Below are 14655 nucleotides of genomic sequence, written 5' to 3' on the forward strand. Positions count from 1 at the left end.
GGGATGGACCGGCCGCTGGTGTACCTGTTGCATTACCAAGTGCATGGCAGGGTAGCCAAGCCGGGAAGGGATAAACGCTGAAGGCATCTAAGCGTGAAGCCCCCCTCAAGATGAGATATCCCATACGCAAGTAGTAAGACCCCTTGAAGACGACGAGGTAGATAGGGCAGAGGTGGAAGTGTGGTAACACATGGAGCTGACTGTTACTAATAGGTCGAGGGCATAACCAAGGAATGGTGGATAGGAAAAAGCAGGATGACAGAAACGTGGACTTATATGTGGTTTTGAAGGTACATGGAAGTATCAAATGGCCCGGTGGCTCAGTTGGTTAGAGCGCCGCCCTGTCACGGCGGAGGTCGTGGGTTCGAGTCCCATCCGGGTCGTTTTGGGATCTTAGCTCAGCTGGGAGAGCATCTGCCTTACAAGCAGAGGGTCATAGGTTCGAGCCCTATAGGTCCCATTGCCAATCTGGCATTTTGCCAACGTGGCATTTAAATTAAAAACGCCAACGTGGCTCAATTGGCAGAGCAGCTGATTTGTAATCAGCAGGTTATCGGTTCGAGTCCGATCGTTGGCTCTACCAGGTTAATTGGTATTCTGGATGGATTCCCGAGTGGCCAAAGGGGGCAGACTGTAAATCTGTTAGCAACGCTTTCGGTGGTTCGAATCCACCTCCATCCACTTGCATATTTCATAGGAAATGTGCTATAATATATAATAACTTCATAATAACGCGGGGTGGAGCAGTCTGGAAGCTCGTCGGGCTCATAACCCGAAGGTCGTAGGTTCAAATCCTGCCCCCGCAATTTTTTTTGTCCTTTTTTATTGAGGATAGGCCCAGATAGCTCAGTTGGTAGAGCAGAGGACTGAAAATCCTCGTGTCGCTGGTTCGATTCCGGCTTTGGGCATTGAAATTATATTTATGGAGCATTAGCTCAGTCGGTAGAGCACTTGACTTTTAATCAAGTTGTCCGGGGTTCGAATCCCCGATGCTTCACTGAAACAGACCTCATATGAGTAATAACTCATATGGGGTTTTTGTATTGCAGAATTTTCTGAAAGCCAGGATATGAAAGTGGGTTCTATTATAAAATATGTAAGATTTTAGTGAAAAAACTGAAATAAGTTTGACATGGAGGTCTTCTGACGATAAACTGAAATTAGGAAAAGAAGGAGAGAGAATATGAGGAGAATCTACGGTAAGATAAGGGCTGCGCTGATGATTGCCTGTTTCTTTGCCATAATTGTTGCAGGTGGATGTTCAGGCGGCGAAGAGACGGATCAGAGTATCATATCAGAAAATGTTTATAAGTTGGGGACTCAGGAAGTACAGATAGATTTGCCTGGAGATTTTGAGTGTACAGATCAAAGTGACGATAGTGTTGTACTGTCTGGAGATGTTGGAGAAGTCAGAATTGAATATAAAGAAGAAGGTGTATCCTCGGAGCAGTTTCCAAAAACAGAGCAGGAGTGTGCAGCCTTGTATGAAGAGATTATCGGAAATATGTCTTACCAGATTGAAGAGTTTCGCTCCTATGAAAGTGAAGGACTTTATTATGCTACGATTAGATATGATCTTGAAAATGAAATAAAATATCTGATTGCATCCGGAAACTTTGGAATGGAGTATGGATGTCAGATTTCAGCGGTTTTGAATACGGGAAACAGGGAAACTGCAGAGGAAATTCAAAATGCAGTTTATAATGTGAAGGTATTCGCAGAGTAAAAACAGGACCATGAATATGGAATGAAATCAGCTGCCCTTTAAGGAAGGGCAGCATTTTTTACAGGAGGGAATTATGACGTTGTATGAAAAGCTGGATGCATATGGAAAGTCGGATTATTACGCATTTCATATGCCGGGGCATAAGAGAAATGTAAACTTTATGGAGGAAAATCTTCCTTTTGGGATCGATATTACGGAGATAGAAGGATTTGATGATCTGCATCACTGTGAAGGAATTCTAAAGGATGCGCAGACGCGGGCGGCCTCTGTCTACGGGGCAGAAGAGACCCATTTTCTTGTAAATGGAAGTACGGTCGGCATTTTGAGTGCGCTGGCGGGGTGTACAAGAAGAGGAGATGAGGTGCTGATCGCGAGAAACTGTCACAAATCGGTTTATCATGCGGTGGAAATCTTCGGGATGAAGCCGGTCTATATTTATCCGAAAAAGCAGGAGAATGAGGAAGCAGTACTAAGCGGCTGTATTGATGCGGCAGATGTGGAGCAGATTTTGGAACAGAGGAGAGAGATCCGCGCGGTAATGATTGTTTCTCCCTCTTACGATGGTGTAGTTTCTGATATAAAAAAAATTGCCGGAATCGTACACAAATACGGGATTCCGCTGATTGTGGATGAAGCACACGGCGCACATTTTGGATTTCATGACTATTTTCCGGAAAATGCGAATAGACTAGGAGCAGATATTGTAATACACAGTGTACACAAGACGCTGCCTTCCCTGACACAGACGGCGTTGCTTCATATGAAGGGATCAATAGTGGATCGTAAAAGAGTGGAGCGGTATCTTCACATACTGCAGTCAAGCAGTCCATCGTACGTTCTGATGGCCGGGATTGATGCATGCATCCATATGCTGGAGACAAGGAAGGACGAGGTTTTCGGTAATTATGCAGAAAATCTGGACAGCCTGCGGGAAAAGCTCCGGAAAATGACACATTTGAAATTGTGTGAATCCACATCGTATGACAGATCCAAAATTGTTATCTCTACAGAGGGGACGGACTGGTCAAGCAGAGAGCTTTCCGAAAAGCTTTTCCATACCTTCCATCTTCAGATGGAGATGACAGCAGGAAATTATATTCTTGCAATGACGTCTGTGGCGGATACAAAAGAAGGATTTGATCGTCTGGAGAAAGCGCTTCTTGAGATTGACAAACAGGTTAAAACCTGTCAGGATAGTAAAAAGATACGGACGGAAATTCCGAAAGCTGAGCAGGCCAGAATCCCGTGCTGGCGGGATGAGGTCAGCGAAGAAGAGAAAGAAAAAGTACGCTTTGAAGAGTGCGCAGGCAGGATTTCGCTTGACTTCGCATACCTGTATCCGCCGGGATGTCCGATCGTTGTTCCGGGAGAAAGAATTTCTGCCCGGGCGGCAGAGCTGCTCTGCCAGTACCGGGATATGGGATTTACTATTGAAGGAACAGAAGAGGAAAACAGAATAGGAGTGTGGATAAATGGGTAAGATTTTCTATCTGATGGGGAAAAGTTCCTCCGGAAAAGACACGATTTTTAAGGAACTGAAAAAGAGAATGCCATTTCTTCATACCGTGACGATTTATACGACAAGACCGATGCGTGAAAACGAACGGGACGGGGAGGAGTACTTTTTTGTAGATGATAAAGTTCTGGATGCGTTTCAGAAAGAAAACAGGGTGATTGAACTGCGGGAATACCATACTGTTCACGGCATCTGGAAGTATTTCACGGCTGATGACGGAAAAATCCGGCTGGAGGATCAGGATTATCTGATGATCGGAACGCTGGAATCCTTTGAAAAGATGTGCGGTTATTTCGGGAAAGGGCAGATTGTACCCGTCTACGTGGAAGTGGAAGACGGAGAACGTCTTTTCAGGGCACTTTCAAGAGAGCGGATGCAGGAGAAGCCGAAATATGCGGAAATGTGCAGGAGATTTCTGGCAGATACAGAAGATTTCTCCGAGGAAAACCTCAGCAGATGCGGCATACAGAGGCGGTTTCAAAATATAGTACTGGAAGACTGCCTCAATGAAATAATGCTATATATTCAGAAATGTTTGTGATATAATTATATTGGATTAAATTTACCAGAATCGGGGATTGACATAGAAAAAGAAGGTGAAAATAATGACGGGATTTAAAGATGTTGTCGGGCGTAAGGATTTAGTATCTTATATTCAGAAAGCTATTACGCAGAACCAGATTTCCCACGCCTATATTTTAAATGGAGAGCGCGGATCAGGAAAAAAGATGTTTGCACAGCTGTTTGCGATGACGCTTCAATGTGAACGGGGCGGAGCAGAGCCGTGTAATGAGTGTCATTCCTGCCGTCAGGCTCTATCTGGAAATCATCCGGATATTATCAGGGTGGTTCACGAAAAGCCGAATACGATCAGCGTGGATGAGGTACGTGTACAGATTAATAATGATATTATGATCCGGCCTTACAATGGAAAATATAAGATCTATATTGTGCCGGATGCGGACATGATGACGCCTCAGGCACAGAATGCGTTGTTGAAAACCATAGAGGAGCCGCCGGAGTATGCGGTGATTTTCCTTCTTACAGAAAATGCGGACAGCCTTCTGCCTACGATCTTATCACGGTGTGTCATTTTAAAGATCAAGAATGTAAAGGATGCGCTGATTAAAAAATATCTGATGGAGCAGATGGAGATACCGGATTATAAGGCGGACGTCTGCACTGCTTTTGCCCAGGGAAATATGGGAAGAGCGATCATGCTCGCGACCTCAGAGCATTTTAATGAGATCAAAGAAGAGACGCTCCAGATGATGAAATACATCAAGGACATGGAGCTTCCGGAGCTTTTGAAGGCGCTGAAAAGCCTCTCCTCGTACAAGATAGAGGTAGATGATATCCTGGATCTGATCAGTGTATGGTATCGGGACGTGCTGCTTTACAAGGCGACGAAAGATATCAACGGAGTGATATTCTCAGATCAGATGAAGTACATCAAAGAGAGGGCAAATACAAGCTCCTATGAAGGGATCGAGACGATTCTCAAGGCACTTGAGACAGCCAAGGTAAGACTGAAAGCAAATGTAAATTTCGATCTGGTGATGGAGCTTCTGCTACTGACTATAAAGGAGAACTAAGATATGACAAGAATTATAGGAGTTCGATTCCGTCCGGCAGGGAAGGTTTATTACTTTGCTCCTGGAAAATTCCATATAAAAAAAGGTCAGCAGGTAATCGTTGAAACGGCTAGAGGAATCGAATTTGGAAATGTAGTGATCGGACCGAAAGAGGTGGAAGACGATCAGATTACACAGCCTTTAAAGTCTGTCATCCGCCTTGCGACGAATGAGGACCGGAGAATAGAAGAGCGAAACAGGGAAAAAGAAAAAGAAGCATTTCAGATCTGTCTGGAAAAAATCAGAAAGCATAAGCTTGAGATGAAGCTGATTGATGCAGAGTATACGTTTGATAATAATAAAGTGCTTTTCTACTTTACAGCAGATGGAAGAATTGACTTCAGAGAACTTGTAAAGGATCTGGCAGCGGTTTTCAGGACAAGGATTGAGCTGAGACAGATCGGAGTGCGTGATGAGACGAAGATCCGTGGAGGAATCGGAATCTGCGGAAGAGAGCTTTGCTGCCATACATATCTGTCGGAATTTGCTCCGGTATCGATCAAGATGGCAAAGGAGCAGAATCTTTCCCTTAATCCGACAAAGATTTCCGGAGTATGCGGAAGACTGATGTGCTGCCTTACAAACGAGCAGGAGACTTACGAAAAGCTGAACAGCAGACTTCCGTCTACAGGAGATACGGTAACGACTCCGGAAGGATTAAAAGGAGAAGTACAGAGCTTAAGCGTTCTGCGCCAGCTTGTCAAAGTCATTGTAACACTGGAGAATGATGAAAAGGAAATCCGGGAATACAAGGCTTCGGATCTGAGATTCAGACCAAGAAGAAAGAAGAGCGACATGAAATTGTCCAAAGAAGAAATGAAGGAACTTGCGGCACTTGAGAAAAATGAAGGAGCGTCGAAACTGGACAATGTGTAAGTTAAAAGAAGGCGAGAGACTGGACGATCTTCAGACACGTGGATATGAGATCATCCAACATCCGGGGAAATTCTGTTTTGGAATGGACGCGGTCCTTTTAGCCAGTTTTGCAAAAGTTAAGAAAGGTGAACGTGCTCTTGATATCGGAACCGGAACAGGCATTATTCCGATTCTGATGACAGTCAAGACTGACGGAGAAGACTTTACAGGGCTGGAGATCCAGGAGGAGAGTGCTGACATGGCAAGAAGAAGCGTAAAGCACAATCATCTGGAAGATAAAATCACTATAAAGACAGGCGATATCAAAGAAGCGGCAGACTATTTCAAAGCTGCTTCTTTTGACGTCATTACCACCAATCCGCCGTATATGATCGGGCAGCACGGGATTACAAACATAAACAGCGCGAAGACGATTGCCCGGCATGAGGTGCTCTGCACTCTGGATGACATTCTGCGCGAAAGCGCAAGACTTCTGAAATTCCACGGCAGATTTTATATGGTGCACCGGCCATTCCGGCTGGTGGAGATTTTCACCAAAATGGCGGCTTACGGCATTGAACCGAAGCGGATGCGCCTGGTTCATCCTTATGTGGACAAGGAGCCGAATATGGTTCTGATAGAGGGGAGCAATAAAGGAAAATCCAGAATTCAGATAGAGCCGCCTTTGATTGTCTACGAAAAAGATGGAAGCTATACAAGGGATCTTCTTCTCAACTACGGGATGGGAAGAGCAGGAGAAGAATAAAGGAGAAACCATGTCAGGAATATTATATTTGTGCGCTACTCCAATCGGAAATCTGGAGGATATGACGTTCCGGGTGATACGGACATTAAAAGAAGTGGATCTGATTGCAGCGGAAGATACGAGAAACAGTATTAAGCTCCTGAATCATTTTGAGATCCATACCCCTATGACGAGTTATCATGAATATAACAAGATCGAAAAGGGTCGAAAACTGGTGGAAAAGCTGCAGGAAGGAATGAATATCGCCCTGATTACAGATGCAGGGACACCGGGAATTTCGGATCCGGGAGAAGAGCTTGTAAAAATGTGCCGGGAGGAAGGAATTACTGTGACGTCTCTTCCGGGAGCGTGCGCGTGTATCACGGCTCTTACGATATCCGGCATGCCGACCAGAAGATTTGCATTTGAGGCGTTCCTGCCGCAGGATAAGAAGGAGCGGCAGCAGATTCTTTCGGAGATGAAGGAGGAGACAAGGACGATCATCCTCTATGAAGCGCCTCACAGGCTTGTAAAGACAATCAAAGAACTTGCGGAAACTCTCGGAGGGGACAGGAAAATCACAATATGCAGGGAACTCACGAAAAAACATGAAACTGCTTATATGGATACGCTCGACGGGGCATGCCGTTTTTATGAGGAGAATCCTCCGAAAGGCGAATGTGTGCTTGTTCTGGAAGGAAAAAGCCGCGAAGAGATGGAGGAAGCAAAAAAGGCCAGATGGCTTGCGCTTTCCGTAGAGGAGCATTTTCAGATCTATCTGGATCAGGGACTCGAAAAGAAGGAAGCGATGAAGCGGACGGCAAAAGACAGAGGAGTCAGTAAGCGTGATATTTATCAGAAACTTATCCGGAAAAACTGACAAAATATGTCAAAAAAGTGTTGGTCACCTTGTACAGAATCCTAAAAAATGTTTGTGCAATCATGCACTAGCGTTTTTTGGGATTTTTTTTTATACTAAATACATCGAAAAAAACGGTTTAAGATTTAGGAGGAAGCACCAATGGCAAGTTTATCATTGAGACATATCAATAAAGTTTATCCAAACGGCTTTGAAGCTGTAAAAGATTTCAACCTTGAAATCGAAGATAAAGAATTCATCATTTTCGTAGGACCTTCAGGATGTGGTAAATCTACTACACTTCGTATGGTTGCAGGTCTGGAAGAAATTTCTTCAGGAGAATTAAGAATCGGCGATAAAGTTGTAAACGATGTTGAGCCGAAAGACAGAGATATCGCGATGGTATTCCAGAACTACGCTCTGTATCCGCATATGACAGTTTACGATAACATGGCATTCGGACTGAAATTAAGAAAAGTTCCGAAACCGGAAATCGACAAAATGGTTCGTGAAGCAGCTAAGATCCTTGACCTTGAAAAACTGCTTGATCGTAAACCGAAGGCTCTTTCCGGTGGACAGAGACAGCGTGTTGCTATGGGACGTGCGATCGTTCGTAATCCTAAGGTATTCCTTATGGACGAACCTCTTTCCAACCTGGATGCAAAATTAAGAGGACAGATGCGTATCGAGATCTCCAAACTTCATCAGAGACTTGGTACTACAATCATCTATGTAACACATGACCAGACAGAGGCTATGACACTTGGTACAAGAATCGTAGTTATGAACGCTGGTGTTGTTCAGCAGGTAGATACTCCAAGAAAACTGTATGATGAACCATGCAACCTGTTTGTAGCTGGATTCATCGGATCTCCTCAGATGAACTTCCTTGATGCACAGTGTGAAGTTTCCGGAGACAAGGTTCTGTTAAATGTAGGACCTGCAAAGATCGAACTTCCGCCTGCAAAAGCTAAGAAACTCATCGATGGAGGATACGCAGGAAAGACAGTTGTACTTGGTATTCGTCCGGAAGACGTACATGATGAGCCAATGTTCATCGCATCTTCTCCGAATACAGTAATCGAAGCTACAATCCGTGTATACGAAATGCTTGGTGCAGAAGTTTACTTACACTTCGATTACGAAGGAGCAAACATGACAGCTCGTGTTGATCCAAGAACAACAGCAAGAAACGGAGATACAGTTAAATTCGCATTCGATGCTGAAAAGATCCACGTATTCGACAAAGAAACAGAAATGACAATTACAAACTAATCTGTTTTGAAAATAAGATTTCAGAGCGGCTGCCGTACAGATTTTGTGCGGTAGCCGTTTTTTCAAATTTGAAAAGAATAGTGGTTGACATTTCAAACAAAAATAGGTATATTATTAATTAATAAAAGGGAGTAACTGGCGCTTGGAAAGAGCGTTACAGGTTCGTCAGTACGGCAGATTATCTGCCCGGATCGAGTATGAAACAGTGAGACTTTTATTGCATGAGCGAAATGCAGTAAAAGCCTCTTTTTTTATACTTTATTTTTCTGCATGAATCGCGAAAGAAAAAATGGTACACCCTATAAGAAAGTAAGGAGGAAGAAAATGAAACAGTATTATCAGATGGGGTCTGATGAAACCAGGATGGACATCAACGGCTCACTGGAATCACTCTCCAGTGAGAAAGCCCGGGAAAATCAGAAAAAATATGGCCCAAATGAGCTACAGGAAGAGAAAAAGAAAAGTGTTGGAATGATCTTTCTGGAACAGTACAAGGATTTCCTTGTAATTATTCTGATTATCTCTGCAATTATTTCGGGATTTCTGGGTGACGCGGAGAGTGCGATCGTTATTCTGATCGTTATCACGATTAATGCAATCCTTGGAACGGTACAGACTGTCAAAGCAGAAAAGTCTCTGAACAGTCTGAAAAAGCTTTCCGGACCGGAAGCAAAGGTAGAGCGTGACGGGATTGTGACACAGATTCCGTCCAGAGAAGTAACAGTAGGAGATATCGTCATTCTGGAAGCAGGTGATCAGGTTCCGGCAGATGGAAGAATTATTGAGCAGGCAAGTCTGAAGATTGATGAAAGTGCACTGACAGGAGAAAGTATTCCTGTTGAGAAAAGTGAGGATACGATAGAAAAGGAAGTACCTCTTGGAGACAGAGTTAATATGGCATTCTCAGGAAGCTTTGTCACATACGGAAGAGGAAAATATGTTGTGACCGGAATCGGTATGGAAACGGAAGTCGGTAAGATTGCATCTTTGTTAAAGACGACATCAGAAAAGAAAACTCCTCTTCAGGTAAACCTGGATCAGTTCGGACAGAAGCTGTCCATCCTCATTCTGATTCTCTGTGCGATTTTGATGGGAATCAATGTATGGAGAGGAGAATCTTTTGGTGACGCATTTATGTTTGCGGTAGCACTTGCGGTAGCAGCAATCCCGGAGGCATTAAGCTCTATCGTGACGATCGTACTTTCTTTCGGTACTCAGAAAATGGCAAGGGAACATGCGATTATCAGAAAGCTGCAGGCTGTAGAAGGTCTGGGAAGCGTATCGGTTATCTGTTCTGATAAGACAGGAACACTGACACAGAACAAGATGACAGTAGAGGATTATTACGTTGCAGGCCGAAGGATGGCAAAAAGTGAAGTATCCCGGGAAGATGCAGACACGAAAAAGATGATGTTTGCAAGTATTCTCTGTAATGACGCAAAGAATGTCAATGGTGAGGAGATTGGGGATCCTACAGAGACAGCGCTTGTCACATTCGCGGGAAACTGCGGCATGGACGTGGAAAAAACCCGTGAAATATATGCAAGAATCTCTGAAGTTCCTTTTGACAGTGACAGAAAGCTCATGTCCACAGTACATGAAACAGAAGAAGGAACCATCATGCTTGTCAAAGGTGCGGTAGATGTCCTTTCACAGAGAATGGAACAGATCCGCAAAAACGGCGAGGAAAAGCCGATGACGGATAAAGACCGGGAAGACATCGCTGAAATGAACCAGGAATTTTCCAGACAGGGACTTCGTGTTCTTGGATTTGCATATAAGAAACTGGAGGGCAAGAAGGGAATTACAGCCGAAGATGAAGATCATCTGACATTCCTTGGACTGATCTCGATGATGGACCCGCCGCGTGAAGAGTCAAAAGATGCAGTAGCAGAATGTATCCGCGCAGGAATTAAACCTGTTATGATTACAGGTGACCATAAAGTAACGGCAGCAGCTATTGCAAAGAGAATCGGAATTCTCAAAGAAGAGTCCGAGGCATGTGAGGGTGCGGATATAGAAAATATGTCCGATGAAGAACTGAAAAACTTTGTAGAACATATTTCTGTTTATGCCCGTGTTTCACCGGAACACAAGATCCGGATCGTAAAAGCATGGCAGGAAAAAGGAAACATTGTTTCCATGACCGGTGACGGTGTCAATGATGCACCTGCTCTGAAACAGGCAGATGTCGGAGTGGCAATGGGAATCACAGGAACCGAGGTGGCAAAAGATGCAGCCTCCATGGTACTGACAGATGATAACTTTGCAACAATTGTCAAGGCAGTAGAAAACGGAAGAAATGTATACCGGAACATCAAGAGTTCCATTCAGTTCCTGTTGTCAGGAAACTTCGGAGCAATCCTTGCCGTTCTGTATGCGTCTATCGCAGGACTTCCGGTTCCGTTTGCACCGGTACATCTGTTGTTCATCAACCTGTTGACAGACAGTCTTCCGGCGATCGCTCTTGGACTGGAGCCTCACAGAAAAGATGTTATGGATGAGAAACCGAGAAAGAAAGACGAGTCGATTCTTACAAAAGACTTCCTTCTTAAGATTGTGACAGAAGGTCTTTCCATCGGTGTCATGACCATGATCGCGTTTATGATTGGATATACAAGCGAAGGCGCTCTTCTCGGAAGCACTATGGCATTCGGAACACTCTGTCTGTCCAGGCTGTTCCACGGATACAACTGTAAAGCCGACAAACCGGTTCTGTTTAAGAGAGGTTTCTTCAATAATATCTACCTTCAGGGAGCATTCCTGATCGGGTTTGTCCTGATTACAGCCGTATTGACAATACCGGCACTGGAAGGTATATTTAGTGTAACTTCATTAAGCATAACACAGCTTTTGACGGTTTATGGACTTGCAATTTTAAATATTCCGGTTATTCAGTGTATCAAAGCAATCCGTTTCGGAATAAAATAAAGGGGACGTTATATGGAATTAAACAACGAGAATATGAAAAAAATAAGACACCTGATCGTTTTTACAGCACTTATTATTCTGTGCTTCTGGAAATATGAGATGGTGATTCAGGCAGTAAAATTTGTGATCAGTGTGCTGTTTCCTTTCATTCTCGGTGGTGCGATTGCATTTGTGTTTAATGTACCGATGCATTTTATTGAGAATCGGCTGATTCAGGAAAAGTGGAAAGAGAAATATAAAGCCGTGCGGAAGCTTGCAAGACCTGTCAGCCTGATTCTTACGATTATCTTTGTGATTGGCATTGTGGGAGGCGTTCTCTTCGGAGTCCTCCCGCAGCTGACCGGAACGATCGCAAAACTTGGCGCCAGCATCCAGGCGTTCATTCCGAAAGTGCAGGAATGGGCGGATAACTGGTTCCACAACAATAAAGAAGTGATGGCCTATTTCAATCAGCTGGAGTTTAACTGGCAGAAGGTGATCGAGGTTGCGGTAGACTGGGTATCAAACGGCGCGGGAAACATCGTGGAATCCGGTGTGACGGCGGCAATGAGTATTGTAAGTGGATTTACTACGTTTTTTATCGCGTTTGTATTTGCATGCTATATCCTTCTACAGAAGGAGAAGCTTTCTGTTCAGGCTAAGAAAGTGCTGTTTGCATTCGTGGAGAAAGGAAAGGCAGAAGCTGTCATTGAGGTCTGCTCGCTGACATACCGCACTTTTTCCAACTTCCTGACTGGACAGTGTGTGGAAGCAGTGATTCTTGGAACCATGTTTGTCATTGCAATGAGTATTTTCAAGATGCCGTACGCATGGCTGATCGGTATCCTGATTGCCTTTACGGCACTGATTCCGATTTTCGGAGCATTTATCGGATGCGCAATCGGAGCATTTCTGATCTTTATGATCGACCCGATTCAGGCATTCTGGTTTATTGTTCTCTTCCTTGTATTGCAGCAGATTGAAGGAAACCTGATCTATCCTCATGTAGTAGGAAATTCCGTGGGCCTGCCTTCGATCTGGGTACTGGCAGCAGTCAGTATCGGCGGAAGCCTGATGGGAATTGTCGGAATGTTGATCTTTATTCCGATTGTTTCTGTCCTTTATGCCCTGTTCAGGGAGGTTGTTTACCTGAAACTGAAGAAAAACAATATTAAAATGAAAGATATTCAGCAGAGCGGAAAATAATCTGCCGGATTCCCACATATACTGTGAAAAAAGAAGTGTGGGAATCGATGCTGAATTATTTATGGGCGGGGATGATTCTGATCGGAATCATCTTCGCTGCGTTTACAGGGAAAATACCGGACATTACAGACGCGGCGCTTGACTCTGCCGGGGAAGCTGTGACACTTTGCATTACCATGATGGGTGTGATGGCCTTCTGGATGGGGCTGATGGAGATTGCCACAAAGGCCGGCATGATCGAAAAAGGCGCAAAGATTCTGAAACCCTTTGTCCGGTTCCTGTTTCCGGAAGTACCGGGAGGACACAAGGCAGGAGAATACATTACGACGAATATCATCGCCAACTTTCTCGGCCTCGGATGGGCCGCGACACCCGCAGGTCTAAAAGCCATGGAGGAGCTTGGAAAACTGAATCACGGAAGTACATCGGCCAGCAACGCCATGTGTAACTTCCTCATCCTGAATATCTCGTCCCTTCAGCTGATCCCGGTCAACGTGATCGCCTTCCGCAGCCAGTACGGAAGCGTGGAGCCCACGGCGATCGTTGGGGCGGGAATTGTGGCGACGACGATCAGCACGGCAGCAGGAATTGTGTTTTGTAAAGTGATGGATCGGAAAAAGACCCGGAGAGCGTGAGGCTCTCCGGGATTTTTAATTTTCTTCCTTTGAATTCGTTAGTGTAATAACAGTAGAGAAAACATGACTCTGCTCATCGTAGGAAAATTCGTAGTTTCCTTCATATTTTTTCACTACACGGAGAACACTTTTCAGTCCAGTACCGTGAATGCCATTTGGAGATTTTTGCGTTTTTAAACGGCCTTTTGTATCTATGGCCGGTTTCTGAATACACGAATTTTTCACGGAAAGCAGAAGCAGATTATGAGACTTTGAAAAACCAGCATATACTTCGATAAAAGAATCCGGGCAACCGGTGGCAGCTTCTACTGCATTATCAAGCAGGTTACAGAAAAGGGAAATCATGTCGTATTCATCCATAAACGACAAGGCCTGCTTTCGGATATCGATATCCAATGTAATATGGAGATGCTCACATCTTTGCAGATAACGGTTGAAAATTGCGTTCAGGAAGTCATTCTCGCAAACACGCATAGAAACCTTGAGTTGAGAAGAATGAGTAAGTCTTTCTATGTAGTCGCTGATTTTTTGATTTTCATGTTCATTATTCAATAAAGAAATCGCATAAAGGTGTTTCTTGATATCGTGAATCACAAGTTTCTGGGCATCTGTTTGTTCGGCCAGCATCTGATAAAAATGGACCAGATCGGATTCCTTTTGCATTTGTAGATGCATTTGTGTAAACTCCTCGTTTTTCCGCTGGGTGTAGGAGAAGAGGAAGTAGATGAAGATATTGACTATCAAAAGCAAAAGGCTGCTAAAAGCCATTAAGTATCCAAAATGAGAAGGTAATTCAACATAATATCCGATAACCAATAGTGTAGAAGTAACTCCAAAGCATAAAAAAGAAATCAAAATAAATGCGATAGAAATATTAGGTGGGATATTAGAAGACTTTGATTTATATATATGGGACAGGCCATATAATATAAAGAAATATAGTTGTTTGCTTACAACACCTAAAAGTATGACATTTTGCAGGCTGTTATTGGAAGTATATAGGTGCAGTGCAAGCTGATGGAAGGCATTTGAGACTATGAATTCACTTAATCCCATAATGGTAGTTACCATAACTGCATGAAAAAGGGCATAGTACCATCGTAGATTATAAGAAAATAAAATATAAATCCAGTTCATTAAGCAAAAGGCAAAAACATTAAGAAGAACATTTTTTGCAAAGGAGAGTAGGAATAAAATCATATAAAGTAAGAAAAGAACACTCCATTGCTTTGCCGCCGAGCGCCTTGGCACAAATAATGAGTTACAATATTGCTTCAAAATGCAGGCTTCTATA

12 protein-coding genes, 7 tRNA genes and 1 rRNA gene are annotated in these 14655 nt (G+C 43.8%); 19 read left to right on the plus strand and 1 reads right to left on the minus strand.

All coding sequences use genetic code 11. The features are described 5' to 3' along the window. The 19 genes from B5E64_RS16525 to B5E64_RS16615 all read left to right on the plus strand — a co-directional run. Positions 1-230: ribosomal RNA gene (locus B5E64_RS16525) — 23S ribosomal RNA — on the plus strand; the annotation flags it as partial. A 79-nt stretch (positions 231-309) separates the two neighbouring features. After that, positions 310-383, plus strand: a tRNA-Asp gene (locus tag B5E64_RS16530). Between the two features lie 4 nt (positions 384-387). Beyond that, a tRNA-Val gene (locus B5E64_RS16535) sits at positions 388-460 on the plus strand. Positions 461-504: 44 nt separating this feature from the next. Beyond that, positions 505-577, plus strand: a tRNA-Thr gene (locus tag B5E64_RS16540). Between the two features lie 22 nt (positions 578-599). After that, a tRNA-Tyr gene (locus B5E64_RS16545) sits at positions 600-681 on the plus strand. A gap of 51 nt (positions 682-732) precedes the next feature. After that, a tRNA-Met gene (locus tag B5E64_RS16550) sits at positions 733-806 on the plus strand. A gap of 29 nt (positions 807-835) precedes the next feature. Then, a tRNA-Phe gene (locus B5E64_RS16555) sits at positions 836-908 on the plus strand. A 16-nt stretch (positions 909-924) separates the two neighbouring features. Next, a tRNA-Lys gene (locus tag B5E64_RS16560) sits at positions 925-997 on the plus strand. Positions 998-1183: 186 nt separating this feature from the next. Next, on the plus strand, positions 1184-1726 hold the full coding sequence (locus B5E64_RS16565; protein ID WP_087169562.1) for a hypothetical protein: 543 nt from the start codon (positions 1184-1186) through the stop codon (positions 1724-1726). 73 nt (positions 1727-1799) lie between these two features. Continuing rightward, the gene (locus B5E64_RS16570) at positions 1800-3206 is read left to right on the plus strand and encodes an aminotransferase class I/II-fold pyridoxal phosphate-dependent enzyme (protein WP_343284099.1); all 1407 of its coding nucleotides are present in this window, start codon (positions 1800-1802) and stop codon (positions 3204-3206) included. Continuing rightward, positions 3199-3783, plus strand: coding sequence for a guanylate kinase (locus tag B5E64_RS16575; protein WP_087169564.1), 585 nt, complete (start codon positions 3199-3201; stop codon positions 3781-3783). Before B5E64_RS16570 ends, B5E64_RS16575 begins: the two co-directional genes overlap by 8 nt. A 64-nt stretch (positions 3784-3847) precedes the next feature. Further along, positions 3848-4837 carry a DNA polymerase III subunit delta' gene (gene holB, locus B5E64_RS16580; protein WP_087169565.1) on the plus strand — a complete coding sequence of 330 codons (990 nt, stop codon included), beginning with the start codon at positions 3848-3850 and terminating at the stop codon, positions 4835-4837. A gap of 3 nt (positions 4838-4840) precedes the next feature. After that, entirely contained in the window at positions 4841-5752 is a 912-nt protein-coding gene (locus tag B5E64_RS16585; protein ID WP_087169566.1) for a stage 0 sporulation family protein, read from the plus strand. After that, positions 5745-6497: a tRNA1(Val) (adenine(37)-N6)-methyltransferase gene (locus tag B5E64_RS16590; protein WP_087169567.1), complete on the plus strand. Its 753-nt coding sequence runs from the start codon at positions 5745-5747 to the stop codon at positions 6495-6497. The genes B5E64_RS16585 and B5E64_RS16590 overlap by 8 nt, the downstream gene beginning before the upstream one ends. A 10-nt stretch (positions 6498-6507) precedes the next feature. Further along, positions 6508-7356, plus strand: coding sequence for a 16S rRNA (cytidine(1402)-2'-O)-methyltransferase (rsmI, locus tag B5E64_RS16595; protein WP_087169568.1), 849 nt, complete (start codon positions 6508-6510; stop codon positions 7354-7356). A 141-nt stretch (positions 7357-7497) separates the two neighbouring features. After that, complete coding sequence (gene ugpC / locus B5E64_RS16600; RefSeq protein WP_087169569.1) at positions 7498-8610, plus strand: sn-glycerol-3-phosphate ABC transporter ATP-binding protein UgpC; 1113 nt, start codon at positions 7498-7500, stop codon at positions 8608-8610. A 324-nt stretch (positions 8611-8934) separates the two neighbouring features. Next, positions 8935-11541, plus strand: a complete 2607-nt coding sequence (locus tag B5E64_RS16605; RefSeq protein ID WP_087169570.1) for a calcium-translocating P-type ATPase, PMCA-type — start codon at positions 8935-8937, stop codon at positions 11539-11541. Between the two features lie 33 nt (positions 11542-11574). After that, entirely contained in the window at positions 11575-12726 is a 1152-nt protein-coding gene (locus B5E64_RS16610) for an AI-2E family transporter (RefSeq protein ID WP_343215508.1), read from the plus strand. A gap of 47 nt (positions 12727-12773) precedes the next feature. Beyond that, positions 12774-13361 carry a nucleoside recognition domain-containing protein gene (locus B5E64_RS16615; protein ID WP_087169572.1) on the plus strand — a complete coding sequence of 196 codons (588 nt, stop codon included), beginning with the start codon at positions 12774-12776 and terminating at the stop codon, positions 13359-13361. Between the two features lie 15 nt (positions 13362-13376). On the opposite strand, the gene B5E64_RS16620 is transcribed toward B5E64_RS16615, so the two are convergent. After that, positions 13377-14417 (minus strand): sensor histidine kinase, encoded by a 1041-nt coding sequence (locus B5E64_RS16620; protein ID WP_158099276.1) that lies wholly within the window; start codon positions 14415-14417, stop codon positions 13377-13379. Positions 14418-14655 lie beyond the last annotated feature (238 nt).

The organism is Drancourtella sp. An12, from assembly GCF_002160935.1.
Classification (GTDB): Bacteria; Bacillota; Clostridia; order Lachnospirales; family Lachnospiraceae; genus Sellimonas; species Sellimonas catena.